Below are 25,671 nucleotides of genomic sequence, written 5' to 3' on the forward strand. Positions count from 1 at the left end.
CTGATAGAGACCGGATAGCTTAAAGGGGTGATCCCGATAAGCTGCGTTTATCCGCTCCTGCAGAAGCGGAATTTTCTGGCAGACCCGCAAATGCATCAGCCATACGTCTTACTCCTGCTCGAATCTGATGCTCATTAAGGCAAGAAAAACCAAGCACAAGAGTGTGCTTGCTAAAGCTGCACGTCCCGAAATCATGAGCGAGACCGGGACCAATGGAATAGATACCCACCCCATGACGCAGCGCAAGCGCCTGAAGCTCGGATGCATCAGGATAGTCGGCAGGCAGATGCCAAGCGAGGTGCAGGCCGCTCTCCAGCCCCGAAAGTTGGACTGCGCCGAAATGTCTGCGTAGCGCCTCTATGAGGCAATCGTGGCGCTTGGAGTAGATGCTGCGCATGCGCCTCAAATGGTTGCCGTAGGCACCACTACGAATAAATTCAGCCATCGTTGCCTGGTCCAGCCACGCATGGCCATTATTGAGTAATGCCTTGGCTGCCCGCGCAGCAGGGATCAGCGCTTTGGGTACCACAAGATAGCCCAGGCGCAGCCCCGCACCCATTGATTTGGAGAATGTCCCCAGATACATGACGCAGCCGTGATCATCCAGCCCCATGAGCGCTGTCAATGGTGAGCCACGGTACCGGAAATCGGAGTCGTAATCATCTTCTATAATGTATGCGCCACAACGTCGAGCCCATTCCAGAAGCTTCAAACGTCGCTCATTCGATAGCGTGAAGCCAAGGGGAAATTGATGAGAGGGGGTAACGTACAGAAGCGCAGCGCCATCCTCAGGCAATTGCGCTACATCCAGTCCCGCCTCATCTACTGGCACCTGAACCAATTTCGCGTAATAACTTTCAAACAGGGATGCCGCACCCCGATAACAGGGATTCTCCATGGCAACGCGCGTGCCTTCCTTTATCAGTAACCGGGCTGCGAGATTCAGCCCCTCCTGCGAGCCGGCGGTAATAATCACCTGGTCAGCGGAAACGCTGATTCCGCGCGCTACCCCAAGGTATTCGGCTATCACTTCTCTCAGCTGTGGCAAACCACCCGAATCACAGGATTCCGTAAACTGGGTGCCGGTGGAGGTAAATATCCTGTTGATGAAACGGCGCCATATTTTATGGGGGAATAAATCGAGTCCAATTCGGTCCGGGCAAAAATCAAAATCCAGGCGCTGCGCGCTGCTTTTGACCGGCATCCGGCCGATAAAAGGAATTACGGGAGGTTTTGCCATCTCGCCTTGAACAGGAACAGAAGCAGCAGTTCTGCGTGTCGCAGCCAGGCAGGTTTCGGGTAGCTCAAGATTTACGTATGTTCCAATCGCCTTTCGTGCCTGAAGGTAGCCTTCGGCGATTAAACGTTCGTATACGAGCAGGACGGTATTACGGGAAATGCCTAGCTGTTCGGCAAGTACCCGGCTCGCAGGAATCAGCGTGCCGGGCTTTAGCCTCCCGCCAAGGATGAGGTAGCGTAATTGCTCGAATATCTGACCCTGCAGCGATTGGCCGCTGCCGTGGTCAAGTACAATGGGAATTGCCATATTTCTTCCTGGCGGGACGCCAGCCCGCTGGATTCCGGTTCCGAGTAAACATGCGATTCCGACATATTCGCAGAGCTGGCGTAAACCGGCTGGTACTGATATACCAGCCCCTATCGTAAATGATGAGAGTGGCGTCTATTTCGATAGCTCAGCACGACCCACTCACTCCTCCTCATCCTCCTCGTCGTCATCCTTCTTTTCGGGTTTGAGGACCAGTTTGCCCTGTTTCTTGCTCTCGTTCAAGTCGGTCTCGGGGGCCTCTTTGTGCACCAGGTTCTGATGGCAGTCGATGCAGGTCGCCCCTTCCGTCTCCATCTTCTTGTGCGCAGCCTTGGCGTCGGCACCGGGCGGTTGCGGATTCTTGTGGCATTCACGACAGGTGCGGCTGTCCCACTTCTTCAGGTTCATGCGCGCATCGTGCGCCATGATCAGCCGGCGCTCGTTGAACTTCTCCAGGGTGGAGTAATCCTCGGCAAACTCCATGTACAGCTCGCGCGCCCCATCCACCACGTGGGTGGCCACCGCCAGGTGGAAGTTCTTGAAGCCCTGCGGGATATGGCAATCCTTGCAGCCGGGGTTGGCCCCCAGCGCACCATAGTGCGAGGAGGTCTTGAGCTCCTCCGCGGGATAACTCATGGAATGGCAACTGGTGCAGAATTCGGTGGTGGAGACGGCGGCCTCGCCGCCGAATACCACCGCCACCATCACGATCCCCAGTACGGCACCTGTGAGCAGGGTGCCGCCTGCTTTCATTCCCGCCATCAGTCCTCCGAACCTTTCACACCCACCTTGGCCTTGGCCTGGAAGTCGTCATGGTACTTGAACTTCGGCTCTCCAGTGAAGGTGCCGTCCAGCTTGTAGTGCTCATGCATGGCCTTGGTGTCCTTGACGTACTTGTCAAAGTCGAAGGTGTACTTCTTGTCCACCGCGGGGGTGAAGGGAGTGTAGGGCTTCTTGGCGCCCTTCCACGGGCTGCCTTCGTAGTTCAGGTGGCAGGCGTTGCAGCTTTCTTCAAAGCTGAAGTCCTGTCCGGCATCGGCCAGGGTCTGGCGCGGAGCGGTCTTCTTCGATTTTTCATAAGCAGCACCAGCCTTGCGGTGGGTGCCGCGATACTTGGAGCCGGGACCATGGCACGATTCGCAACCGACGCCGGTGGTGAACTTGCTCGGGTCTTCGACGGTGTAGCCGCCTTCCTTGCCCCAGCCGTCGACGTGACAGCCTACGCAGTCTTTGTCCTTGGTGTAGTCCTTGGTCGGGTCGAGCTTGGCTTTCTTCTTGGCCTCGGCCTTGGTGTTGGGCTTCAGGGAGTCCATGGCCTTGGCGTGCGCGGTGTCGCCCCACGATTCGGCCTGGCTCTTGTGACAGGAACTGCACTTCTTGCGGCCTTCATACGATTGCGCGGTAGCACTGCCTGCAACTACCGCCAGCATGGCGGCTGCGGCGAGGACTAATGTCATGCGATGGCTCATGGTTTCTCCTTTTTTTCTGGCGAGACAAAATTATCCGGGTGTTATTAAAACCTTTTTTTATCCTGAATCCGACGCTTGCAGCGTGCCCCTGAAAGCGAAGCTCACGGGAAACGTAAAATCCTTTGTATTATAACGCTTAAGCGACAAATGCGCGGTCTACTACCGGATTCCGGATTTTGCCCATACTGTATCTCCGGTTTCTGTAAACGGGTAGCACCAGTACCATGACTCTTTCTGGTACCACTGGTACCGCCAGCCCGCCGCAGGCGGGTGGGCCGGGGCGGTGGTCTGATGGAGCTGGCGGGTCTGGGGTCTGCTCGGTGGGTCTGTCGCTGTGTCTGCGTTATATCGCCGGAATCAGGTGCCTTCCGGGAGGTCGGCGCCGCTTGCGCTTGCGCTGTCGCCGGGGGCGGGGATCTTGTAGACCCAGTAGCCGCCTTGCTGGTAGATGAGCTGGAGGGCTTGCAGTTCCAGGGGCTGGGATTCGGTGAAGGGCAGCATCTGGGCGATGAGGCTCTCGCTGTTGGGCCCTTTGTGCAGGAAGTAGGCACGCACCATTTTGTCGGAGATGGATTGCAGGGTGTAGGTGTCGAACTGGTTGCTCTGCATCCAGGTCTTGAGGTAGCCGATCAGGCCGTGCATGTTGCCTTCCATGGGGAAGTTCTTGTAGGTGACGTCAAACTGTTTGGGACGCATGAGCCCCAGTTTGTAGAGGTCGTTGACGTGGATGGCGATGTAGGCTTCGCGGTTGCCGGCCAGTTCGCGCAGCAGGGCGGCGCCGGTCTCGGGCGGGGCCAGGAGGGCGTCGGCGAAGCGCTGGAAGGTGGCGCGTTCCTGCTCGCCGGCGGGCGCGCCCCAGAATTCGTTCTCGTAGCGTTTGATGGCGTCGGTGCGCTCAAGCCACGGGGTGGGGACGATCAGGGGTTCGCCGATGCGGGTGGTGAACAGGGTGTCGCGTCCGGCCAGGAGGTTGACCTGGCGCGAGGTGTCCCACCAGGCGAGGATGAGTGCGTCTTTGGGCGCATGCTTGGCGATGGCCACCGACAGGGCGGCAAGTTCGCTGAGTTTGTTGTCGACGGTGACGAGCAGTTCGCTGGTGTGGTTTTCCCAGTCGAGCCGCACGGGGGGCTCGGTGCCCAGCCTTGCGGTGTGGGTGAGTGCCAGGGGCTGGTCGACGCCTTCGGCATAGACTTCATATTGGGCCAGCTTGAGGGCGGGGTCGATGCCTGCCGGCAGGCCCAGTTGCGGAAACTGGTCGATGCCGCCTTCGGTGACGAGTTGGTAGCGATAGGGGGCGGGGCCGGGGTTGAACCAGAGCCAGCCAAACCAGAGGAGTAAAAGAATTCCTCCCGCCACCAGAAGGATGCCCAGTGAGGGGAGGAGTTTGGTGTTGCGCCGCGCCACGGGGGCGCGGGTTGAAGTTGAGGTGCTCAAATGTTAGCGTTCGCTTTTTTCACGGCGGCGCCAGCCAGCTAAGGCTAAGGTGCCGGCCAGGAGCATGCCGCCGCCCAAGCCGCCCAGGGAGAGCTTGTCATCGGTGCTCTGGATGTCAAGCAGGCTGGAGCGTCGACTGGATTCCATCTTGGCGACCCGTGCCTGCAAGGCGGCCATTTCGCGAATCTTGGTGTTTTCGTCCATGACTTCGACGTAGTCGCGGTTCATGGGTCCCCAGCCTTCGGTGTAGGTCCAGCCGCCCGGGTTGACGTGGGCCAGGCCTACGTGCAGTTTGGGCAGGTTGTTCTCGCCCATTTCCAGGACTTTGAGCTCGATGGCGGCAGGGTTGTTGTCCTTGGACCAGTAGAGCTGGGTGAAGCCGGCAAACATTTCTTTGTCGGGTGCCATGGGGGCGGGACGGTTGGTCTTCTGGCCGGTGAGCAGGCCATCCTTGTAGAGTTTCTCGGCTACGCCGTGGGCTTCCTTGAATTTGGCCAGGCCATGCAGGGTGCCTTTGTCCATGAATTCGAGGTAGGAGCGGGCGAAGCGTTCGGAGTGGCACTGGGTGCAGGTCTTGACCCAGGAGTCAAGCCGCTCTTCGGACCATTCGCTGGTGATGTTCTCGGCTATGCCGGGAACGGCGGGGTAGTTGGCCCAGCGTATCTTCCGTACGACGTTGTGGGCGTATTTGCCTTCATACTCGAAGTGGCAGCCGGCACAGGTGGGGGCGGTCTGCCCGCCTTTGGCGTAGGCGTCCTTCAGGGGGACTTCCCAGTTCCATTTGTCACCCATGAGGGACACGATCTTGCCGTGCTTGCTCATGGAGTAGGCTTCCCAGTTGTTGTGGTCTACGCCGCTGTGGCAGGTGGCGCACGCTTCGGGCTGACGCGATTCGGCCGCGGAGAATTCGTGCCGGGTGTGGCACATGTCGCATTTGTTCTGGTTGGTGTGGCACATGCTGCAGCCTTCGGCGATTTCGCGCTGGGGCATGGCGGCAAATACGGCAACTTCGACGTTGGCTTTCCAGTCAAGGGCGTGCGAGGGGCGTCCCTGCGGCCATTGTTTGTTGGGCCAGATGAGGGTGTCGCGCTCGGATTCGCGTTCGGCAAATTCCTGCAGGTGGCAGGTGCCGCAGACGTCTGCGGTGGGCATGCGCAGGTCTTTCATGTGGTCGGCTTTGCCTTTGGCGTTGATGTCGACGTGGCAGTCGATGCAACCAACTTCCTTGAGCTTTTCGTTGGCGCCGAGCCGGTTCATGGAGCGAAGGTTCTTCTCGACGTCTTCCAGTTTGGCTTTCTTGTAGTAAATGGGGTCGTCAGGCTTTAAGTTGCGGATCTTGTCCAGGTTGGCGTGGGTGCTCTTTTTCCAGGCGTTGACCCAGACCGGCGATTCGTCGGTGTGGCATTTGACGCATTCGTCGCGCGCTGCCACTTCTTTCATGGAGGTGGGCGGTTTGTAGAAGGAGGCAGGGTCAAAGTACATGCTCATGGGAATCGGTTCCCAGTATTTGGCCAGGGTGCCACGGCCCGCACCTTGTGCCGGGTCTTTGTAGCGCTTGACCAGCGCCTGGTGCAATTCTTTCGGTGAGGCCGATTGCTGCAGGTTCAGCGCTTTGTACGTTTCTTTGGGGACGCTGGGAAAGTCCGCGTAGGCAGACGCCGCCAATAAGGCGCCGCATGCGAGCGTGACCAGCCTCAGCCAAGGCTTGACAACCATTTTTCTCTCCTTACTCCGTGTTGATTTGTTGTGTCCGATATCCAGACTCGAAACCTAAATCGCTAAGCAATCAGGCGACATCACTGCGGGAGACGAAATGCCATGGAGCCGATCAATGGACTCTCTTTATAGGCAAGGCTAACCCCGCGTAATTTTTTGAATTTATTATGACCATACTTTATAGCTGGTTTATATAAACGTGTAGCACCAGCACCATGACTCTTTCTGGTACCACTGATACCGCTTCAGCAGCCAGATAAAGCCGCCGGTAGGATTGCGGCCTTCATGTACCTGCAGCAGTGGGCGCATGCAGGCTTTGATAAGGAAGTATCGGGCGATGGAAAATCAGAAAAACAAGATAAACCCAGATAATTCATTAGGCGGCTCTGCGAACCTACGCGAGTGCTGGCGGTCAGTTTGCGGCCATTTTCACCGCTTGCTCGGCGTCCATAGACCAAGCTATGGACTTCTCCCAACCGGCAAAACTGTCTCGCAACCTGCCTCGCCATCATCCCACGTCCTAATGGATTATCTGGGTTAAACATTTTTGGCTTTTTCATACCGGACTGTCGATATCAATGAACTGATGCGTGATCCCAAATTTCTGTGCGATATGCTCGCCCAATGCCTGTACCCCGTACCGCTCGGTCGCATGATGCCCGGCCGCAATAAAAGCAACGCCGGACTCGCGGGCGTCATGAACGGTTCGCTCAGAAATTTCCCCGGTGATATACGCATCTACGCCCAGACGGATAGCTTCGTCGAAATAATCTTGAGCACCACCGGTACACCAGGCTATGCGTGTCACTGTCTTCGAATCCTCGCCGATTACCAAAGGTTCGCGCCCCAGGACACGTTCGATATTCATGCGCAGTCCTTTCACGTTCTGCATATCTGGCGAAAGCGTTCCGTGCATGGCAATATTCTGATCGCCAAAACGGCCGGTTTCAACCAGACCCAACTTGTGGGCCAGTTGAGCGTTGTTGCCCAGTTCCGGGTAGGCGTCCAGCGGCAAATGATAAGAGAGAAGCCCGACGTCGTGCGCAATCAGCCGCGCAATACGGCGGTGTTTCCTGCCAATAAGGCATGGGTCCTCACCGCGCCAGAAATAACCATGATGTACGAGCAGAGCATCTGCGCCTGCTTCAATAGCGGCGTGAAGGAAATCCAATGAGGCCGTTACACCGCTAACCAGATGATGCACCTCACTTCGGCCTTCCACTTGCAGCCCATTTGGGCAATAATCACGGAAATGGGCAATGTTCAGGAGTTGGTTCAAATAGATTTCGAGCTTATCCAATCGCATCATATTCGTCTGGTCTTTATAAAAATCATACTAAATCTCGAAACCTAAATCCCAAATGCACAAGCTCTGGCTGATTTTCGCACAAACGGTAACGATAGTCCTTGCCGCATTGTTTGTCGTTTCCACTTTAAGACCCGAACTGCTGCCCTGGCAATCGCGTGGCGGCGGCGGTGGCGCCGTGGTAACCATAAAAGAAGCGGTTTCCGACACGACGCGCCAGAATGCGTCCCTGCCCGCCAGCTTCAGCGATGCGGCGCAAAAGGCCATGCCATCGGTGGTCAACGTTTTTACCAGCAAAGAAGTGAAGATAGCCTCCCATCCGCTGATGGAAGATCCCATGTTCCGGCGTTTCTTTGGCGATCGCTTCGAATCGCCGCAGAGCCGGCGCGCATCGAGTCTCGGGTCCGGGGTAATTGTCAGTTCCGAAGGCTATATTCTTACCAATCATCATGTGATAGAGGCGGCGGATGAAATCGAGGTTGCGCTGGCCGACGGCAGAAAGGCCAAGGCCCGCGTCATCGGGTCAGATCCGGAGACCGACCTTGCGGTTGTAAGAGTGGATATGGAGGCGCTTCCGACGATGACCTTCGGGCACTCCGATAATGCCAGGGTCGGCGATATCGTGCTTGCAATCGGAAATCCCTTCGGTGTGGGACAGACGGTTACCATGGGTATCATCAGTGCCCTGGGCCGGACACATATGGGCATCAATACCTTTGAAAATTTCATTCAGACCGATGCCGCCATCAACCCTGGCAATTCAGGGGGCGCCCTGGTCGACGTCTCCGGCAATCTGATTGGCATCAATACGGCGATTGTATCTCGCACCGGCGGATCGCTCGGCATCGGCTTTGCCATTACAACCAGCGTAGCCAAGCAGATAATGGAGCAGATTATTCAGACCGGTGGCGTAACGCGCGGCTGGATTGGAGTGGAAGTGCAAGACTTGACCCCGGAACTGGCTGAATCGTTCAAGCGCCCCAACACCAACGGTGCCTTGATCGCCGGAGTGCTCAAGGGTGGACCCGCAGATCGGGCTGGTGTAAAACCAGGGGATATCATTGTGGCAGTGAAGGGAAGCCCGGTAGTTGATTCATCCGTGATGCTCAATCTGATCGCGGCATTGTTGCCGGGAGAAGCAGCCGACATTACCGTGATGCGCAATCAGACGGAGAAATCCATTCAGATCAATGTAGGCAAGCGCCCCACGCCCGCACCTCAGGAGCAGTACCAAGACCCGGATACGATGGAATAGTTTGAGGTACGAGGTCAATGGCTGAATTTTCCGTACCGAAGTTGCAAAGAAAAGCTTATCCGTGTAATACACGGCGGCGAGGTGGTTACCGCGGCGCAGATAGCGGTACGGAATCTGCAGCAGGACTTCCTGAGGGTGGTTGGCCAAATCCGCGGCCGTTCAGAAATTCTTTAGCTGTTTCTTTTCCTTGTTTCAGCCTCCTCCAGTTCCTGCTCCGTATCCATGTCGTTTGACGGCTGGTGAGCTGATAGCCTCGCCGGTTGGATAACGAGCCCCGCCACCAGTATGCCTAATTCGTACAGCAAATAAAGCGGCACCGCCAGCATGAATTGCGAAACCACATCCGGGGGGGTGAATATCGCGCCGATGACGAATGCACCGACAAGAACATAGCGCCGTATCGCCTTTAGTTTTTCGATCGAGACAATGCCTGCCCGGACAAGTATCACGACCAATATCGGTACCTCGAAGGTAATGCCGAAGGCAATGAACATAGTCAACACAAAATCGAGATACCTGCCGATATCGGTCATGACCGCCACGCCCTCTGGTGCGAATTGGGTAATGAATTCGAATACCACGGGCAGAGCGGCAAAATAAGCAAACCCCATGCCGCATATGAACAGGAGGCTGCTGGTGAAGACGAGCGGCAGGACAAGGCGTTTTTCGTGGGAATACAACCCAGGTGCGACAAACGCCCATATTTGATAGAGCGTGTGCGGCAGGGTAATGATGAAAGCGGCCATCATGGCAACTTTCATCGGTACGAAAAAGGGCGTCACCACTTCGGTTGCAATCATCTGACCCCCCTGTGGAAGCTTATCCAGCAGAGGCTGTGCCAGCAATGAGTAGAGTTCCCGTGCGTAGTAGGCGCAGGGGATAAAACCCAGCAGGAGTCCGCCGAATGCACGTATCAGCCTGGCACGAAGTTCCACAAGATGGGAAATGAATGTTTCGTCGGTACTCATTATCTTAAATCGGGCAGTTGGACGGGGTGGAGTGCGAAAAATCCTTTTCGATTGTAGCGCTTAGTTGACAAATGAACTGGAAAATAAGCGGTCAACTGCCGGGTTTAGGATTATTGTGAGCGGGAGCCAAAAGAATTGAACCGGATGGATACCGGTTCGCGTCAGCGAGTATATGTTATCCGGCGCTGAACTACTCGCGATGTACTTCTGCTCCGGCTGTTTCGTGGCTTGATTCCGATTTGATCGACGACGTGGCGGGGCTGACTGGAGTGGGGGAAGGGAACGATGCTGAAGCTTCCTCCGTGGCTTCGGGAGAAGACACAGAAGTAGTCGTGGAAGGTTTTGATCCTGTTTCCGTTTCCATCATGTCCTGGAACTGCGTCATTTCTTTTTGTACCGAGTCTTCGATGGAACGAGCGGTTCCCTCCACGGAAGCTTTCCATTTTTTGAGTTCTTCCAGTTCCATTTCGCGCTGGATGTCATTCTTGACATCGTTGGCGTAACGCTGCGCCCGGCCGAACAGATGCCCTAGCGTACGTGCCACCTTGGGAAGCCGCTCAGGACCGATGACGACCAGCCCCACGACTGCTATAACGAGAATTTCTGCGAAGCTGATATCGAACATTTTTTATGGGAATTACCGGTGAAGCGTAGCGAACGGCTATCTGATGGTATTTCCGCGATTCGCGATTCGTTACATCCCATTAGCCGAATTTTTACTTCTGCTCGCTGGCCTCAGGATTTTGACTGCGCTTTTTCCCTGGCATCCGCTTCGATAGTCCGGGCACCTGCTTCATGAGACACGGAAGACAGCACCTCTTCATCAGCCGTTTTTACGCCCTCCTTGAAGCCTTTCACCGCACCGCCCAGATCGCTGCCGATATTGCGGAGTTTCTTGGTGCCAAATACTAGAACAACAATCAGCAGAACGATCAGCCAGTGCCAAATGCTGAATGATCCCATCATTTACTCCTTTATCTTGGATGAGGAATCATAGGCGGCAAGCGTTCCCTGCCGCCTATGATATGAATATGCAGGTGATGAACCTCCTGTCCCCCGACGCGCCCAGTGTTGATAATGGTACGAAAGCCATCCGTGCAGCCTTGCTCCCTCGCCAGCCTGGGTATCAGTACCATCATCTCGCCCAGCAAACTGCGGTGCTTATCTTCGACTTCGTCAAGCGAACCGATGTGTAGCTTGGGTATCAACATGAAATGTATCGGCGCTGCGGGGTGAATATCGTGAAAAGCAAAAACATCAGCGTCTTCATAGATTTTTTCACTGGGAATTTCTCCCCGCACGATTTTACAGAAAACACAGCTGTCCATTTTTATCGCGCCTTCCGCGCTGCTTTTTCATCCACCCCCGAAACACCCTCTCTGCGCCGTAGCTCGTTCAGCACATCGTCGGGCCCCAGGTTGTGGTGGGCCAGCAGCACCAGGCAGTGAAACCACAGGTCCGCAACCTCTCGTACTACATGCGATTTGTCCTGCTCTTTCGATGCCAGCAAGACTTCCGCCGACTCTTCCGCAATTTTCTTCAGAATCTTGTCCTGCCCGTCATACAGCAACTTTGCGACATATGAAGCTGCAGGATCGGCATTTTTCCGGACTTCAATAACTTCAGCCAACCGGTAAAGCATAGCTGGATCGGTCATTTTCTGTATATCTCTTCCGGACTCTTGATTACCGGCGCTGCCACTGTCCATTGGCCGTTTTCCAGTTTATTGAAAAAACAATTATGTCTGCCGGTATGACAAGCGATGCCATCCACTTGTTCCACCGTCAGCAACAGAACGTCTTCGTCGCAATCCAGCCGGATTTCTTTTACTTTCTGAACGTGCCCTGATTCTTCACCTTTATGCCAGAGTTTCCTGCGAGAGCGCGACCAATAATGTGCCTCGCCGGTTTGCACGGTGAGCTTCAATGCTTCACGATTCATCCAGGCGACCATCAGCACCGCCTTGCTGCCGGCCTCCTGCGTAACGACTTGCACAAGTCCGTCGTCAGACCAGTTTATCTTGTTGAGCCAAATGTCGGACATGGATATGCTTTAGGATCAGGTTATTCGGAACGCTTTAAATATAGGTCTTCAATGGAGCGCTTGGTGGTGAAGAGCTGATTCCGGGTTTCAGCTTGACTGGCATTGATGGATGCTCAGAAGGTGCGATAAAGGCTGTCTGATTCGACGGCGCGCACCGGGGATAATAGATAAACAGTGAGCGCCTGCTTCTACAGATCGGGTGGAATGAAGGGTTTTCGGAATCTGGTGTATCGGTTTTCCTCGCTCCGGAAAGGAAAGCAGAATGCCAGTCATTCGCGTACTTGCCACTCCTTATCTTTGAGACATCCCATCCCTGCCTCGCTGCAGCGGTCGTCGCTTTCGTGGCATCCTATTCGTGGTATCCATGTGAGTGGACTGGTTATTCTACTACTAAAGCCGTACTTCAATGCCATGTTCCGCCATATACTCTTTGGCCTGAAGTATAGCGTAATCGCCATAATGGAAAATACTGGCCGCCAGCACCGCGTCGGCATGACCTTCTACGATTCCTTCCACCAGGTGATGCAAATTACCGACGCCACCACTCGCGATCACCGGCACATCCACTGCGTCGGATACAGCGCGAGTCAGTGCGAGATCAAACCCGTTGCGGGTACCATCCTTGTCCATGCTGGTGAGCAATATTTCGCCTGCCCCCAGCGATTGCAGTTTTTGGGCCCACTCGACCGCATCCATGCCGGTAGCCTGACGCCCCCCGTGAGTAAATACTTCCCAGCTATCGCCGACCCGCTTGGCGTCTATCGCCACCACGATGCATTGAGACCCGTAACGGTTCGCGGCATCCGCCACCAGTTGAGGATTCTGTACCGCCGAAGTATTGATGCTTACTTTATCGGCACCCGCATTCAGCAGCCTTCGCACATCCTCAACCTTGCGCACCCCACCACCGACGGTTAATGGAATGAATACCTGGGCTGCAACTTCCTCGATGATACGAAGAATCAAGTCACGATTATCAGAACTGGCAGTGATGTCGAGGAAGGTCAGTTCATCCGCTCCCTGATCACCATAACGGCGTGATATTTCGACAGGATCGCCCGCGTCCCGAAGCCCGACAAAATTGATGCCTTTGACAACACGGCCATTTGTTACGTCAAGGCAGGGAATGATACGCTTGGCAAGACCCATACGATACCTTTATAAATTGCAAATTTGCCGACATCCGCTTTCGAGCAGATGCTCAACCACTTCGTACCCTTAGTAGCAGATCATCTACCCGGAAGCCGAATTTACCGCAGTTCTATTTTTTTGAAATGAAGACGGAGCTTTATCAGGAGAGAGATTTGTCGTTGGATATTTTCATACTCAGCTCATCCGCCAATGCTTGCGCCAGTTTGAAATCCAGAGCGCCTTCATACAGGGCGCGTCCCGTAATTGCACCCATGATACCTTCCAACTCGAGGTCGCAGAGCGCTTTCACATCGTCAAGATTGCCGATGCCCCCGCTGGCAATGACGGGAATAGTAAGCGCCCTAGCCAGTTCCACCGTGGCCTGCACATTGACGCCGCTCAACATGCCGTCGCGCCCGATATCGGTATAGATGATCGCTTCGACCCCGTAATCCTGGAATTTTTTGGCGAGATCCACGACGTCGTGACCAGTCACTTTAGACCAGCCGTTGACAGCTACCTTTCCGTCCTTCGCGTCCAGTCCTACCATGATATGACCGGGGAAAGCGTTGCAGGCATCATGCAGGAATCCCGGCGTCTTCACCGCTGCCGTGCCGATGATAATGTAAGTAATGCCATCGTCGAGATAACGCTCGATAGTTTCCAGGTCACGTATGCCGCCCCCGAGTTGGGTCGGAATTTCGTCACCAATAGCCTCAACAATATCACGTATGGCCGGCTCATTTTTTGGCCTGCCGGCAAACGCGCCGTTCAGGTCCACCAGATGCAATCGGCGGGCGCCCTGGCTCAGCCAATGTCTGGCTATGGCGCCGGGATCTTCGGAAAATACCGTGGCGTTTTCCATCACGCCCTGTTTCAGGCGTACGCATTGGCCGTCTTTCAGGTCTATCGCAGGAATAATCAGCATTTTTGAGTCAGGTTTAAAGTGTAGAAGTGAGTTTTGAAGTTTGGAGCGGGAAGAGGTCACGCCTGGACTTGATTATCCCTTCCTGAAACTGAAACGGCTCCCATCGCACAAAATTATTCAGCAGCGCCAACCCTGCGTCATGGCTTTTTTCCGGGTGGAACTGGACGGCAAAAATATTATCCTTGACCACTGCGCTAGTAAATGAAAAGGGATAGTTGGTGGTAGCCGCCGTCGATTCCGGGTTGGCGGTTTCCACATAATAACTGTGCACGAAATAAAAGCGTGCATCGCTGGGGATATCTTTCCACAAGGGATGTTCAATGGTTTGATGAACCTGGTTCCAGCCCATGTGCGGCACTTTGAATCGCTGCCCGCTGATATCAGCCACCGCCGCGGAAGGAAAGCGCCGCACGGTGCCAGCCACAATGCCGAGGCCTTCCACGTTGCCTTCCTCGCTGCTGTCACACAGCATTTGCAGGCCGATGCAGATACCGAGAAAAGGCTTGCTCATCGCTGCATAACGCACCGCACCGCGCAATCCGCGTTTATCCAGTTCGCGCAGGCAGTCGGGCATTGCGCCTTGGCCTGGAACCACTACACGCCCAGCCTTCCGTACGACCTCCGGATCGTCGGTAATGACAATGGAGGCGGTCGGCGCGACATGTTCCAGCGCTTTGGACACCGAGCGCAAATTACCCATGCCGTAGTCAACGATTGCAATATCAATCATGCTGTGTAAATGATGAGGGTTTGAGGATGTCTACAAAGAGCCCTTGGTGGACGGAATCGTGTCCATGGCGCGGGGGTCGGTTTCGATTGCCATGCGTAATGCACGCCCAAATGCCTTGAATACGGTTTCTGCCTGATGATGCGCGTTGCAGCCGGACAGATTGTCAATATGCACGGTCACCATGGCATGATTGATAAACCCTTGAAAGAACTCTTTTATCAAATCCACGTCGAATTCGCCGATGCGGGCGCGTACAAATTCGACGTTAAACGCTATGCCGGGGCGTCCTGAGAGATCCACGACCACCCGCGTCAGCGCCTCATCCAGCGGCACATAAGCATGGCCGTAACGGCGCAGACCCTTCTTGTCCCCGATAGCTTGCTTGAATGCCTGTCCAAGGGTGATGCCGATATCCTCTACCGTATGATGGGCATCGATGTGCAGATCGCCTGTCGCGGCGATCTCCATGTCTATCATGCCGTGGCGCGCCACCTGGTCCAGCATATGATCGAGAAATGGTACTCCCGTATTCAGCGCTACCTTTCCAGTACCATCCAGATTAACTTTGACGTCAATTTGGGTTTCCAGGGTGTTTCGGTTGATTTGGGCCAGACGCATGGATAGGTTAATTTAATTGTTGGATTTGTTAAGCGAAGCCTGAAGCGCCATCAAAAATTTTGTGTTTTCGTCGGGTTTGCCCACTGTCACGCGAAGGCAATTCTTCAGTAACGGGTGGTACCCATCAAGATTCTTGATCAATATACCGCGCTCTTTAAGTCCCATAAATACCCGATTGGCTTCATTCTCGTCACCCTCTCGAGCCACGCGGAACAAAATGAAATTCGCATCCGTCGGGAAAACCTCGATACCGTTCAGTACTTCCAGTCGTTCACCCATTATCGCGCGTTCAGCTTTGATCGCTGCGGCCTGTTGCATCAGGACATCGTGATGCTGTAATACCTTTTCCGCGATCAGTTGGGTGACAACACCTACATTATACGGCAAACGCAGTTTTTCAAGCTGAATCAACCATTCAGGTCTTCCGGCAAGAAGCCCCAGCCTTAAACCCGCCAATCCCAGCTTGGAAAGCGTGCGCATCAATAACAGATTGGGGTATTGCGCCAGCTTGCCCATAAAGCTGGCATCGGCGAAGACATGATAAGCCTCATCCACGACCACCACGCCGGGAGCAGCTTCAATAATACGTGAGATTGCTTCGCTGTCAAACAGGTTGCCAGTGGGGTTATTAGGGTATGCAATAAAAATTACCGCTGGCTGGTGCCGTGCAATGGCGGCAAGCATCGCGTCCATATCAAGCGAAAAATCAGCGTTTAACGGCACCCCTGCATATTTCATCCCGGCGAACACAGCGGTCATGCGAAACATGACAAAGGCAGGTTCGACGCTCATCAATACCGCGCCAGGTCTGGCAAAGGCCAGAGCGATGATCTGGATGATCTCGTCCGAACCGTTACCCAGCATGACTTCCATTCCATCGGGAATTGCCAGTGCTTGGCGTAACGAAGCCTTGAGCGAAGCGGCACTTGCATCGGGATAGCGATTAATCGGCGCATCCGCAACCAGCCGCGCGATCTCATCGCGCAGTTCGGGTGGCAGCGAGTAAGGATTTTCCATTGCGTCCAGCTTCACCATGTCGCTTGCAGGCGGTACGTGATACGCGGAGAGTGCGAGGATTTCGGGTCGAATGATTTGATTGGGCGATCCAGGCATTTTTATATGATTTAGCCTCGATTTACGGTCGGCATTTTGCGGCATACAGTTTGGGTTGGCTCATGGAAGAATCTGTCGAGTTACTTTATGTCGGCGCCATTCACGATCCGATATTCCGCTGACATCGCATGGGCTTGCAAACCTTCTCCATGAGCAAGGATGGAAGCGATCGGCCCCAGTTTTGCCGCGCCCTGTTCCGACACCTTGATAATACTGCTGCGTTTCTGAAAATCGTATACGCCCAACGGTGAAGAAAAGCGCGCGGTACGAGAGGTGGGCAACACATGATTGGGACCGGCACAATAATCGCCGAGCGCTTCGGAAGTGTAACGGCCCAGGAAAATGGCGCCGGCATGCCTGATCTTTTCCAGCCATTTTTCCGGCTGTTCGACCGACAGCTCAAGATGTTCCGGTGCAATATGGTTGGCTATGGCGCAGGCTTCACCCAGATCACGTACCTGGATCAGCGCACCGCGGCCTTCCAGCGAGGCCCGTATTACCGCCTTGCGCGGCATTGCTTCCAGCTGCCGATCAATACTTGCCGCTACCGCGTCGATAAAATCGGCATCGGACGAAAGCAGGATCGCTTGCGCCAGTTCATCGTGCTCCGCCTGCGAAAACAGATCCATGGCGATCCAGTCCGGATTTGTTTTGCCGTCGCAAATCACCAGGATTTCCGAAGGCCCGGCTATCATGTCTATGCCTACCATACCGAATACACGGCGTTTGGCTGCGGCCACGTACGCGTTGCCGGGACCGACGATCTTATCCACCTGCGGCACTGTCGAGGTGCCATAAGCCAGTGCGCCGATCGCTTGAGCGCCGCCAATGGTAAATACTCGATCAACCTCGCAAATGGCTGCGGCAGCCAGCACCAGATCATTTGTCTCGCCGGCGGGGGTGGGCACGACCATGACAAGTTCGCCCACTCCCGCCACCTTGGCGGGAATTGCGTTCATCAGTACCGAGGAGGGATAAGACGCCTTGCCGCCGGGAACGTACAGGCCAACACGATCCAGCGGAGTTATTTTCTGGCCAAGCAGCGTACCGTCAGGTTCGATATAGCTCCAGGATTGTGCCAACTGCTTTTCGTGGTAGACACGCACGCGCAATGCGGCTTGTTCCAGGGCATCACGCTGTTCCGTGGGTAGATCTTGCAGGGCTTGTTGCAAGCGTTGGCGGGGCAATTCGAGTGCCGCTGCCGAAGCTGGATCCCAACGGTCAAAACGGCGCGTATATTCCAGCAGGGCTTCATCACCCCGCTTCTTGATATCGTCAAGAATATCCGCGACGGCCGCATCCAGCTTCTCATCCTGGGCGCTTTCAAAGGCCAGTAGTTCCATTAGCGCTTCATTGAAGCTGGCATCGGTGGAGGAAAGCCGTTTGATTTGAATCATGAGTAGGAACGTTGATTTATTGGTTGTGACGTTTTTGCTGATTCACTGCCTTATTTGATGATTGCCGCCGAGAAAGCTTCCAGCATCGGCTGTATCGCTTCCCGCTTCAATTTCAGTGCTGCCTGATTGATGATCAGCCGCGCCGAAATCGGCATGATCTCTTCCACTGCCTTGAGATGGTTCGCCTTTAGCGTGCCACCGCTGGAAACCAGATCCACAATCGCATCCGCCAACCCTACCAGCGGCGCAAGTTCCATCGAGCCATAGAGCTTGATGAGATCCACGTGCATGCCTTTTTCGGCAAAGTGTTCACGTGCGGTTTGCAGATATTTCGTTGCGACGCGCACTCGCGCTCGCCGGTTTACGACGTCTTCGTAATCGAAATCATCGCGCACTGCCACCATCATGCGGCAGCAGGCAATATTCAAGTCCAGCGGCTGATAAAGCCCCGCGCCGCCATGCTCCAGCAATACGTCCTTTCCCGCGATGCCCATATCGGCAGCACCGTACTGTACATAAGTCGGCACATCCGAAGCGCGCACAATGATGAGCCGCACGTCATCACGATTGGTGGCGAGGATCAGCTTGCGCGATGTTTCGGGATCGTCGAGCGCGACGATCCCTGCCGCTTTCAATAGCGGTGCGGTATCGTCAAAAATGCGCCCCTTGGAAAGGGCAATGGTGATGCTCGTCATGGAAGAACTCGTAAAAGCCGCATTTTACGCTAAAGGGCCACGCTGGGCTTGCCGAAGGTATTCAAAGACGATGCCGCCTTGCTGAAATTCTCGATATGACAGCTTTTCCCCGCGAAAAAATCGCCCATACCGTCATCGGCTCTTTCAATCAGAATCCGGAACTGGAAAAAAACAGGGAGAAGAAAAGAAAGCGGATCTTCACGACGCGAATTCAGACCCAGTCAGCTGTCATATGTGAATTGCGCGTTTGTCCACCGCTAGCGCCGCCTCATGCAATACTTCCGACAGCGATGGATGGGCGTGAACGATGCGAGCGATATCTTCGCTGCTGGCTGCGAATTCCATCGCCGTTACCGCTTCGGCGATCATTTCGGAAACGTAGGGGCCGATCATGTGGATGCCGAGGATACGGTCGTTGGTCGCGTCCGCCAGCACTTTGACGAAACCGCCGGTCTCGCCCAGTGCGCGTGCGCGGCCGTTGGCCATGAAGGGGAATTGACCGGCTTTGTATTGAATCCCCGCGGCTTTCAGTTCCTGTTCGTTTTTGCCTACCCAGGCGATTTCGGGCGAGGTGTATATAACCCAAGGGATGGTGTCAAGGTTCACGTGTCCAGCCTGTCCCGCGATGTTTTCAGCGACGGCGACCCCTTCCTCGGAAGCCTTATGCGCCAGCATGGGCCCGCGCACCACATCTCCCACGGCATATATATTGGGCAGATTCGTGCGGCAATCGCTGTCCACCTCGATAAACCCGCGATTATCCAGCTTCAGGCCGACATTGTCCGCACCCAGTCCAGCCGTGTTGGGAACCCGACCGACTGCGATGATGAGTTTATCGACTTCCAGTTTTTGCACGTTGCCCTCTTTGTCCTGGGCGTTAACGTACTCCACGGCGATGCTCGCTTCGCTGGTCTGGATTCCGCTTATTCTGATATCCGTATTGATGACCAGACCTGATCCTCTGGTAAAGATTTTTAGCGCTTCTTTTGCGACTTGCTCGTCAGCCGCCGGTAGAAGCGTGGGCAACGCTTCAAGGATGGTGACTTCGGAACCGAGTCTCCGCCACAGGCTGCCCATTTCCAGGCCGATGACGCCGGCGCCAATCACGCCCAGCCGCCTGGGTGCTTCTGTCAGCGCCAGCGCGCCGGCATTGTCCAGTATGCGCTGGTTGTCTATCTGTGCGAACGGTAAAGACCGCGGGGCGGAACCGGTGGCGATAATGACGTGTTTTGCCTCGACGGTATCCACTGTTTCCCCGTTTTTGACTTCGATCTGCCAGCCGCTGTTGTTGTCGCCATGCTCCTCGATGCTTCTGAGCAGTGTTCCGCGTCCGTGCAGGGAGGCGACTTTATTTTTTTTAAGCAGCATGGCAACCCCGCCGGTGAAGGCAGCGACAATTTTATCCTTACGAGACATCATTACCGGGATATCCACCGACAGGCCTTCCACCTTGATCCCATGAGCCGCAAATTTATGCGCCGCGCGTTCATAATTCTCCGACGACTCCAGCAGCGCCTTGGATGGAATGCAGCCGACATTCAGGCAGGTTCCACCCAGGCTGGGCTTTCCTTGCGGATTTTTCCACTCATCTATACAAACAGTGCTGAGCCCCAGTTGGGCACAACGAATGGCGGCGACATAACCGCCGGGGCCGGCACCGATTACTGCTACATCAAAAGATCGAGGCATATTGAAGTTAATGAAAATGATGGAAAAATTATTTTGCAGGAATGCGATTTACGTTCGATACCCTCAACCTTCAAACAACGGGCTCATGGGATATTCCAGGGCCTCTTTCATTGCCACCAGGGAAAGCACCGCTTCGCGCCCATCGACAATGCGGTGATCATAGGATAACGCGAGATAGCACATCGGACGAATCACTACTTGCCCATTCTCGGCCACAGGGCGCTCTTTAGTCGCGTGAATGCCAAGAATCGCACTTTGCGGCGGATTGATAATGGGAGTGGAGAGCATCGAGCCGAATATGCCGCCATTGGTGATCGAGAAGGTGCCGCCCGTCAGCTCTTCCATCGTCAATTTGCTGTCGAGGGCGCGTTTGCCGAAGTCTGCGATCTGCCTTTCAATCTCCGCCTGTGATAAAGCGTCCGCATTTCGGATGATGGGAACCACGAGCCCGCGCGGGCTGCTCACCGCGATGCCTATGTCGTAATACCCGTGATAGACGATGTCATTTCCATCCACAGATGCGTTGACGACAGGAAATTTTTTCAACGCCGCCACCGCCGCCTTGACAAAAAACGACATGAGACCGAGCTTGATGCCGTGCTCTTTTTCAAAACTCACTTTATAGCGAGCGCGCAAATCCATTATCGCTTGCATGTTCACTTCGTTGAACGTGGTGAGTATCGCTGCGGTGGACTGCGACTGCACGAGTCGCTCGGCAATACGCGCCCGCAGTCGGGACATCGCCACCCGCTGTTCAGGTCTGTTACCCATAGGCGCAGAAGGTGTGGTAGTTGCCAAAGGTGTCGGAGTTGCCGAAGGCTCAGGGGCTGCCGGTGACGGCGCACTGAAGGGCGAAGACTTCTTTTCCACGTGGGCCGCCACATCCTCTTTGGTAATCCGGCCATCGCGTCCGCTACCTTTAATCGAGCTGATTTCGCCGACGTCGAGGGCTGCCTGCGCCGCCATATTTCGGGCGGCGGGCATCATCGTCGCCATAGACGCCGATGCCGCAACGGCTGAGGTGCCCTCAGGCTCAGGAGCGGGTTTCGCACTTAAGGGAGCCGCCGCAGTGTCACCTGGAACCGCCTTGGTTTCGGCCGGAGTGGCCTCGGTGTCTATGGTGGCAATGATTTCACCACCGGCTACTATCGCTCCGTCGCCCTTGACGATTTTGGTCAATATGCCGGCCGCTGGCGCCGGCAATTCCATCACGATTTTATCTGTTTCGATATCAATCAGATTCTCGTCTCTATCAACATGTTCGCCTTCTTTTCTATGCCAGGAAAGCAATGTGGCTTCCGCCACCGATTCGGATAAAACCGGAACTTTGACATCGACGAGCATGGTTCTTCCTTTGGCTTAAATTTTTTCGCGAAACGCTGCCACTATCAATTCATTCTGCTGGAATTTGTGTTTTGCCAGATACCCCACCGCCGGAGACGCTGAGGATGGCCGCAATGCATAGCCTAAAATCTGATCGGGACGCTTGTGCCGCAGCAGGTAGTGCTGAATACGGTGCCAGGCACCCTGGTTGCCGGGTTCCTCCTGACACCAGAGTATATCTTTAGCGTGAGGGTAGCGGTCAACCTCAATCTGGAAATCATGATGCGGAAAAGGGTACAGCTGCTCGATACGAACAATTGCGATATCCTTGATTCTCTGTTCCCGGCGATAAGCCAGCAGTTCGTAATATATCTTGCCGCAGCAGGCGATGACGCGTCGTACATTTTGCGGATCGAGCTTTTCCATTTCCGGAATCACGTTCTGGAAACTGCCATCGGCCAGATCTTCGAGACTTGAGAAGGACTCCTTATGCCGCAACAGGCTTTTGGGGCTCATGATGATAAGCGGCTTACGCAACGGCCGGATCATTTGCCGCCGGAGCATGTGAAACATCTGTGCGGAGGTGGATGGAACGCACACCTGAATATTGTATTCGGCGCAGAGTTGCAGAAAACGCTCCAGACGTGCGGAGGAGTGCTCGGGTCCTTGCCCTTCGTAGCCGTGCGGCAGCATCATCACCAGGCCGCATAACCGACCCCATTTGGCTTCGCCGGAGGCGATGAACTGGTCTATCACAACCTGCGCACCGTTTGCAAAATCACCAAACTGCGCCTCCCACACTACCAGTTCATTTGGTTCCGCGGTTGCGTAGCCGTACTCGAAGCCCAGCACGGCTTCTTCCGAAAGTACGGAATCGATGATGACGAAACCAGGCTGCTCTGGAGCAATATGGCGAAGGGGAACGTATGTTCCCTCGTTCCATCGCGCGCGGTTCTGGTCATGCAGCACAGCATGGCGGTGAAAAAAAGTTCCACGCCCCGAATCTTGCCCTGAAATGCGCACAGCATAACCGTCCTTCAGAAGCGCCGCATAAGCAAGGGTTTCAGCCATTCCCCAATCCAGCGGTAATTTTCCTTCGCCCATCAGGCGGCGGTCGGTGATGACCTTTTCCACTCGTGCATGTAATTTAAACTTGGAGGGAATATCCGTTAATCGCGCGGCCAGCTTTCTTAATTCCGCTATCGGCAGTCCGGTCTGTACCTTCATGTCCCACTTGTTATTCTTCAGGAAGGGTGTCCAATCCACTGCGTTCGAAGATTTGTAGCCATAAAGGATGGTTTTGTTGGGGTTGCGGCCTCCATCCATGTCATCCCGATAGGCTTTTACCATCAGCTCCGCCTGGTCGGCGCCGATGACACCTTCGGCTTCCAGTTTATCGGCATAGAGCTTGCGTGTGCCGGGATGGCGGCCGATGATCTTGTACATCAGCGGCTGAGTCACCATGGGCTCGTCCTGCTCGTTGTGGCCGAGGGTGCGGAAACAAACCATGTCCACGACCACATCCTTATGAAACTTCATCCGAAAATCGAGCGCGATCTCAGCCACCATGACGACTGCCTCAGGATCGTCCCCGTTGACATGGAGAATCGGCGCTTCGATCATTTTCGACACATCAGTGCAATAAAGCGTGGAGCGCGTATCACGCGGATCAGAAGTTGTGAAACCGATCTGGTTGTTGATGATGACGTGTATCGTGCCACCGGTGCCATAGCCGCGCGTTTGCGACAGATTCAGTGTTTCCATCACCACGCCCTGGGCCGAGTACGCGGCGTCGCCATGCAGAAGCACGGGCAGCGCCAGATCGCCATGCCTGTCTCGCAGGCGCTGCTGACGGGCACGCACCGAGCCTTGCACTACCGGGTCTACAATTTCCAGATGCGAGGGGTTGAATGCCAACGTCAGGCGCATCGTACCGCCGGGAGTGGATACCGCTGAGGAAAAACCCTGATGATATTTGACATCGCCTTCAGTCAGGTCCTGCGCATATTTGCCTTCGAATTCCTGGAACAGATCGCTCGGCAACTTTCCCAATGTGTTGACCAGGACATTAAGCCGTGCACGGTGGGCCATGCCGATGATAACCTGCTGCACGCCCATCTGGCCTGCGCGCTGCAGCAGGTTATCCAATAGCGGAATCAGGCTTTCGCCGCCTTCGCCGGAAAAGCGCTTCTGCCCGACATAGCGTGTGTGCAAATACTTTTCCAATCCTTCTGCCGCATTGAGGCGTTCCAGGATATGGCGTTTGTATTCGGGGGAGAACCGGGGTTGTGCGCGCGAACCTTCGATGCGATTCTGTAGCCACCGTTTTTGCTCGGTATCGGTAATGTACATATACTCGACGCCGATACTGCCGCAGTAAGTTTCCCGCAGTATGCGCAGAATTTCCGCCAGCGATGCGCGCGGTGGCCCGATCAATGAACCGGTGCCGAAAACCGTACTCATGTCCGACTCTGTCAGGCCGTAATAGGCGGGCTCAAGTTCGGGAATATGCGGTTTTTCCTGATGCTTGAGCGGATCGAGATCGGCGTGGCGCACGCCGAGAAAGCGGTATGCGTTGATGATTTGCAATACCGATATCTGCTTGCGTTCTGTTTCCAGGTCGGAATCGTCCTGTAGAGGTTCCTCGTCGGGGCTATGCCCGCTGAGCCGCCAAGGCGCTGCCGCCGCTCGGCTGAACGATTCGATTTCCGATGAGTATGGCACGTTTTGAGAGGCCTGCCCGGCCAGTCCGGCCGTTTCATCCGTCAGTCGCAGTTTGTCGAAGTATTCATGCCATTCCGGTGGAATCGATTCCGGATTGTGCAGGTACTTTTCATAAAGCCCTTCAATGAAGGACGCATTGGTACCAAACAGCAAGGAATCCTCAAACAGTTGCTTCATCATGGCTGGAGATCTCCTGGCTGGCAGAACGAGACTACTTGCGTAACGCAATCGAGACGACATCTCGCGTGGTGGCCCCGGTATAGAGCTGACGTGGCCGCCCTATTTTATAGTCCGGATCGGAAATCATTTCGTTCCACTGCGCAATCCAGCCTACCGTGCGCGCCATGGTAAAAATGGCAGTGAACATGGAGACCGGGATTCCCAAAGCACGCTGCACAATGCCGGAGTAAAAGTCAACATTGGGATAGAGTTTCTTGGAGATGAAATATTCGTCTTCAAGCGCAATTTTCTCCAGCTTCAGCGCCAGCTTGAACAAGCGGTCGTCATGCAGCCCCAGTTCGCTCAGCACTTCATGGCAGGTCTCGCGCATCAGCTTGGCGCGGGGATCAAAATTCTTGTATACACGGTGGCCGAAGCCCACCAGTCTGAAAGGATCGTTTTTGTCTTTGGCACGTTCGATATATTCGCCGATGCGCGAGTCGTCGCCGATTTCCTCCAGCATGTTCAGGCAGGCTTCGTTTGCTCCGCCATGCGCGGGTCCCCATAAGCAGGCGATACCGGCTGAAATGCAGGCAAATGGATTGGCGCCGCTGGACCCAGCGAGCCGCACGGTGGAAGTGGAAGCGTTCTGCTCGTGATCGGCATGCAGGATCAAAATACGGTCCAGCGCCCGTGCCAACACCGGGTTGGGCTTATATTCCTCGGCGGGCGTGGCGAACATCATATGCATGAAATTTTCCGCATAGCTGAGATCGTTGCGCGGATATATGAAAGGCTGGCCGATATTGTATTTATAGGTCATTGCAGTGATGGTGGGCAGCTTTGCTACCAGCCGAAAGGCCGATAATTCACGGTGGCTGGCATCGGAAATGTCCATCGCATCATGATAAAATGCCGACAATGCACCGACTACTCCGACCATCACCGCCATGGGATGGGCATCGCGGCGAAAACCGGTAAAAAAGCGCGCGAGTTGCTCATGCACCATCGTATGATCCTTGATGGTCTTGTCGAACGCGGACTTCTGTTTTCTGGTCGGCAGTTCCCCATTCATCAGCAAATGGCACACTTCCATAAAATCACATCGCTTGGCCAACTGTTCGATCGGGTAGCCCCGATAAAGCAGAATGCCCTCATCGCCATCAATGTAAGTTATTTTGGAACTGCAACTGGCGGTGGACAGGAAGCCGGGGTCGTAAGTGAATACGCCGCTCTTGGCATGCAGAGTACGAATATCCACCACATCCGGCCCCATGCTGCCGGCCATGATGGGAAACTCGGTCGGATTGCCGTTATCCAGATTGAGAGTCGCTATATGTTTTTGTTCCATGTCGTTCCCCTGTTATTTTCTTTCCGGCAAAAAAGCCACGATGCAATTAAACCTGAATCCGGTAGTTGGACGGGGT

At 54.9% G+C, this 25,671-nt stretch carries 24 protein-coding genes; 1 reads left to right on the forward strand and 23 read right to left on the reverse strand.

All coding sequences use genetic code 11. The features are described from left to right. Positions 1–19: 19 nt before the first annotated feature. The 6 genes from KJS40_RS03905 to KJS40_RS03930 form a co-directional block, all read right to left on the reverse strand. Complete coding sequence (locus tag KJS40_RS03905) at positions 20–1,546, reverse strand: PLP-dependent aminotransferase family protein (RefSeq protein ID WP_213539131.1); 1,527 nt, start codon at positions 1,544–1,546, stop codon at positions 20–22. 162 nt (positions 1,547–1,708) lie between these two features. Next, positions 1,709–2,308 (reverse strand): NapC/NirT family cytochrome c, encoded by a 600-nt coding sequence (locus KJS40_RS03910; protein WP_053111332.1) that lies wholly within the window; start codon positions 2,306–2,308, stop codon positions 1,709–1,711. Further along, positions 2,308–3,015 carry a cytochrome c-550 CycA gene (cycA, locus tag KJS40_RS03915; RefSeq protein ID WP_213538460.1) on the reverse strand — a complete coding sequence of 236 codons (708 nt, stop codon included), beginning with the start codon at positions 3,013–3,015 and terminating at the stop codon, positions 2,308–2,310. Before cycA ends, KJS40_RS03910 begins: the two co-directional genes overlap by 1 nt. Positions 3,016–3,372: 357 nt before the next feature. Then, positions 3,373–4,419 carry a hydroxylamine oxidation protein HaoB gene (gene haoB / locus KJS40_RS03920; RefSeq protein ID WP_244859619.1) on the reverse strand — a complete coding sequence of 349 codons (1,047 nt, stop codon included), beginning with the start codon at positions 4,417–4,419 and terminating at the stop codon, positions 3,373–3,375. A gap of 33 nt (positions 4,420–4,452) precedes the next feature. Further along, positions 4,453–6,165 carry a multiheme c-type cytochrome gene (locus KJS40_RS03925; protein ID WP_213538462.1) on the reverse strand — a complete coding sequence of 571 codons (1,713 nt, stop codon included), beginning with the start codon at positions 6,163–6,165 and terminating at the stop codon, positions 4,453–4,455. Between the two features lie 556 nt (positions 6,166–6,721). After that, a complete protein-coding gene (locus KJS40_RS03930; RefSeq protein WP_213539705.1) occupies positions 6,722–7,471 on the reverse strand; it encodes a Nif3-like dinuclear metal center hexameric protein in 750 nt (249 codons plus the stop codon). Positions 7,472–7,526: 55 nt separating this feature from the next. Here KJS40_RS03930 and KJS40_RS03935 point away from each other — a divergent pair, with 55 nt between their 5' ends. After that, entirely contained in the window at positions 7,527–8,726 is a 1,200-nt protein-coding gene (locus tag KJS40_RS03935; RefSeq protein WP_213539132.1) for a Do family serine endopeptidase, read from the forward strand. A gap of 170 nt (positions 8,727–8,896) precedes the next feature. Here the strand turns inward: KJS40_RS03935 and tatC are convergent, their stop codons facing one another. The 17 genes from tatC to gltA all read right to left on the reverse strand — a co-directional run bounded on the left by tatC (position 8,897) and on the right by gltA (position 25,595). Beyond that, positions 8,897–9,694, reverse strand: coding sequence for a twin-arginine translocase subunit TatC (gene tatC / locus KJS40_RS03940; RefSeq protein WP_213539133.1), 798 nt, complete (start codon positions 9,692–9,694; stop codon positions 8,897–8,899). 190 nt (positions 9,695–9,884) lie between these two features. Next, positions 9,885–10,319, reverse strand: coding sequence for a Sec-independent protein translocase protein TatB (gene tatB, locus KJS40_RS03945; RefSeq protein ID WP_213539134.1), 435 nt, complete (start codon positions 10,317–10,319; stop codon positions 9,885–9,887). A gap of 110 nt (positions 10,320–10,429) precedes the next feature. Next, complete coding sequence (tatA, locus tag KJS40_RS03950) at positions 10,430–10,657, reverse strand: Sec-independent protein translocase subunit TatA (RefSeq protein ID WP_213539135.1); 228 nt, start codon at positions 10,655–10,657, stop codon at positions 10,430–10,432. 11 nt (positions 10,658–10,668) lie between these two features. Next, positions 10,669–11,022: a histidine triad nucleotide-binding protein gene (locus KJS40_RS03955; RefSeq protein ID WP_090460054.1), complete on the reverse strand. Its 354-nt coding sequence runs from the start codon at positions 11,020–11,022 to the stop codon at positions 10,669–10,671. Positions 11,023–11,024: 2 nt separating this feature from the next. After that, on the reverse strand, positions 11,025–11,351 hold the full coding sequence (locus tag KJS40_RS03960) for a phosphoribosyl-ATP diphosphatase (protein WP_213539136.1): 327 nt from the start codon (positions 11,349–11,351) through the stop codon (positions 11,025–11,027). Continuing rightward, positions 11,348–11,737 (reverse strand): phosphoribosyl-AMP cyclohydrolase, encoded by a 390-nt coding sequence (gene hisI, locus KJS40_RS03965; RefSeq protein ID WP_025040766.1) that lies wholly within the window; start codon positions 11,735–11,737, stop codon positions 11,348–11,350. The genes KJS40_RS03960 and hisI overlap by 4 nt, the downstream gene beginning before the upstream one ends. Positions 11,738–12,127: 390 nt before the next feature. Then, entirely contained in the window at positions 12,128–12,886 is a 759-nt protein-coding gene (hisF, locus tag KJS40_RS03970) for an imidazole glycerol phosphate synthase subunit HisF (RefSeq protein ID WP_213539137.1), read from the reverse strand. A 142-nt stretch (positions 12,887–13,028) separates the two neighbouring features. Then, entirely contained in the window at positions 13,029–13,796 is a 768-nt protein-coding gene (hisA, locus tag KJS40_RS03975) for a 1-(5-phosphoribosyl)-5-[(5-phosphoribosylamino)methylideneamino]imidazole-4-carboxamide isomerase (protein ID WP_025040764.1), read from the reverse strand. Between the two features lie 13 nt (positions 13,797–13,809). Continuing rightward, positions 13,810–14,526, reverse strand: coding sequence for an imidazole glycerol phosphate synthase subunit HisH (gene hisH, locus KJS40_RS03980; RefSeq protein WP_213539138.1), 717 nt, complete (start codon positions 14,524–14,526; stop codon positions 13,810–13,812). A 30-nt stretch (positions 14,527–14,556) separates the two neighbouring features. Further along, positions 14,557–15,144: an imidazoleglycerol-phosphate dehydratase HisB gene (gene hisB / locus KJS40_RS03985; RefSeq protein ID WP_213539139.1), complete on the reverse strand. Its 588-nt coding sequence runs from the start codon at positions 15,142–15,144 to the stop codon at positions 14,557–14,559. 12 nt (positions 15,145–15,156) lie between these two features. Then, on the reverse strand, positions 15,157–16,257 hold the full coding sequence (hisC, locus tag KJS40_RS03990; RefSeq protein ID WP_213539140.1) for a histidinol-phosphate transaminase: 1,101 nt from the start codon (positions 16,255–16,257) through the stop codon (positions 15,157–15,159). Between the two features lie 80 nt (positions 16,258–16,337). Then, positions 16,338–17,654 (reverse strand): histidinol dehydrogenase, encoded by a 1,317-nt coding sequence (gene hisD, locus KJS40_RS03995; RefSeq protein ID WP_213539141.1) that lies wholly within the window; start codon positions 17,652–17,654, stop codon positions 16,338–16,340. A 50-nt stretch (positions 17,655–17,704) separates the two neighbouring features. Next, positions 17,705–18,349: an ATP phosphoribosyltransferase gene (gene hisG, locus KJS40_RS04000; RefSeq protein ID WP_213539142.1), complete on the reverse strand. Its 645-nt coding sequence runs from the start codon at positions 18,347–18,349 to the stop codon at positions 17,705–17,707. Positions 18,350–18,577: 228 nt separating this feature from the next. Then, positions 18,578–20,038, reverse strand: a complete 1,461-nt coding sequence (gene lpdA, locus KJS40_RS04005) for a dihydrolipoyl dehydrogenase (RefSeq protein ID WP_213539143.1) — start codon at positions 20,036–20,038, stop codon at positions 18,578–18,580. Positions 20,039–20,101: 63 nt separating this feature from the next. Then, positions 20,102–21,382, reverse strand: a complete 1,281-nt coding sequence (odhB, locus tag KJS40_RS04010) for a 2-oxoglutarate dehydrogenase complex dihydrolipoyllysine-residue succinyltransferase (protein WP_213539144.1) — start codon at positions 21,380–21,382, stop codon at positions 20,102–20,104. 15 nt (positions 21,383–21,397) lie between these two features. Then, complete coding sequence (locus tag KJS40_RS04015; RefSeq protein ID WP_213539145.1) at positions 21,398–24,265, reverse strand: 2-oxoglutarate dehydrogenase E1 component; 2,868 nt, start codon at positions 24,263–24,265, stop codon at positions 21,398–21,400. A 31-nt stretch (positions 24,266–24,296) separates the two neighbouring features. Next, on the reverse strand, positions 24,297–25,595 hold the full coding sequence (gene gltA / locus KJS40_RS04020) for a citrate synthase (RefSeq protein ID WP_213539146.1): 1,299 nt from the start codon (positions 25,593–25,595) through the stop codon (positions 24,297–24,299). Positions 25,596–25,671: the final 76 nt, after the last annotated feature.

The organism is Nitrosospira sp. NRS527, from assembly GCF_018406445.1.
GTDB lineage: Bacteria > Pseudomonadota > Gammaproteobacteria > Burkholderiales > Nitrosomonadaceae > Nitrosospira > Nitrosospira briensis.

Excerpts from the sequence above, each read along its gene's own strand:
- hisB (WP_213539139.1), bottom strand. The coding sequence starts at position 15,144 with ATGCGTCTGGCCCAAATCAACCGAAACACCCTGGAAACCCAAATTGAC.
- hisH (WP_213539138.1), bottom strand. The coding sequence starts at position 14,526 with ATGATTGATATTGCAATCGTTGACTACGGCATGGGTAATTTGCGCTCG.
- lpdA (WP_213539143.1), bottom strand. The coding sequence starts at position 20,038 with ATGCCTCGATCTTTTGATGTAGCAGTAATCGGTGCCGGCCCCGGCGGT.
- hisG (WP_213539142.1), bottom strand. The coding sequence starts at position 18,349 with ATGACGAGCATCACCATTGCCCTTTCCAAGGGGCGCATTTTTGACGAT.
- hisC (WP_213539140.1), bottom strand. The coding sequence starts at position 16,257 with ATGCCTGGATCGCCCAATCAAATCATTCGACCCGAAATCCTCGCACTC.
- KJS40_RS03935 (WP_213539132.1), top strand. The coding sequence starts at position 7,527 with ATGCACAAGCTCTGGCTGATTTTCGCACAAACGGTAACGATAGTCCTT.
- tatC (WP_213539133.1), bottom strand. The coding sequence starts at position 9,694 with ATGAGTACCGACGAAACATTCATTTCCCATCTTGTGGAACTTCGTGCC.
- hisI (WP_025040766.1), bottom strand. The coding sequence starts at position 11,737 with ATGTCCGACATTTGGCTCAACAAGATAAACTGGTCTGACGACGGACTT.
- KJS40_RS03910 (WP_053111332.1), bottom strand. The coding sequence starts at position 2,308 with ATGGCGGGAATGAAAGCAGGCGGCACCCTGCTCACAGGTGCCGTACTG.
- KJS40_RS03960 (WP_213539136.1), bottom strand. The coding sequence starts at position 11,351 with ATGACCGATCCAGCTATGCTTTACCGGTTGGCTGAAGTTATTGAAGTC.
- KJS40_RS03925 (WP_213538462.1), bottom strand. The coding sequence starts at position 6,165 with ATGGTTGTCAAGCCTTGGCTGAGGCTGGTCACGCTCGCATGCGGCGCC.
- odhB (WP_213539144.1), bottom strand. The coding sequence starts at position 21,382 with ATGCTCGTCGATGTCAAAGTTCCGGTTTTATCCGAATCGGTGGCGGAA.
- tatA (WP_213539135.1), bottom strand. The coding sequence starts at position 10,657 with ATGGGATCATTCAGCATTTGGCACTGGCTGATCGTTCTGCTGATTGTT.
- hisF (WP_213539137.1), bottom strand. The coding sequence starts at position 12,886 with ATGGGTCTTGCCAAGCGTATCATTCCCTGCCTTGACGTAACAAATGGC.
- tatB (WP_213539134.1), bottom strand. The coding sequence starts at position 10,319 with ATGTTCGATATCAGCTTCGCAGAAATTCTCGTTATAGCAGTCGTGGGG.
- KJS40_RS03930 (WP_213539705.1), bottom strand. The coding sequence starts at position 7,471 with ATGCGATTGGATAAGCTCGAAATCTATTTGAACCAACTCCTGAACATT.
- gltA (WP_213539146.1), bottom strand. The coding sequence starts at position 25,595 with ATGGAACAAAAACATATAGCGACTCTCAATCTGGATAACGGCAATCCG.
- hisD (WP_213539141.1), bottom strand. The coding sequence starts at position 17,654 with ATGATTCAAATCAAACGGCTTTCCTCCACCGATGCCAGCTTCAATGAA.
- hisA (WP_025040764.1), bottom strand. The coding sequence starts at position 13,796 with ATGCTGATTATTCCTGCGATAGACCTGAAAGACGGCCAATGCGTACGC.
- KJS40_RS04015 (WP_213539145.1), bottom strand. The coding sequence starts at position 24,265 with ATGATGAAGCAACTGTTTGAGGATTCCTTGCTGTTTGGTACCAATGCG.
- KJS40_RS03905 (WP_213539131.1), bottom strand. The coding sequence starts at position 1,546 with ATGGCAATTCCCATTGTACTTGACCACGGCAGCGGCCAATCGCTGCAG.
- KJS40_RS03955 (WP_090460054.1), bottom strand. The coding sequence starts at position 11,022 with ATGGACAGCTGTGTTTTCTGTAAAATCGTGCGGGGAGAAATTCCCAGT.
- cycA (WP_213538460.1), bottom strand. The coding sequence starts at position 3,015 with ATGAGCCATCGCATGACATTAGTCCTCGCCGCAGCCGCCATGCTGGCG.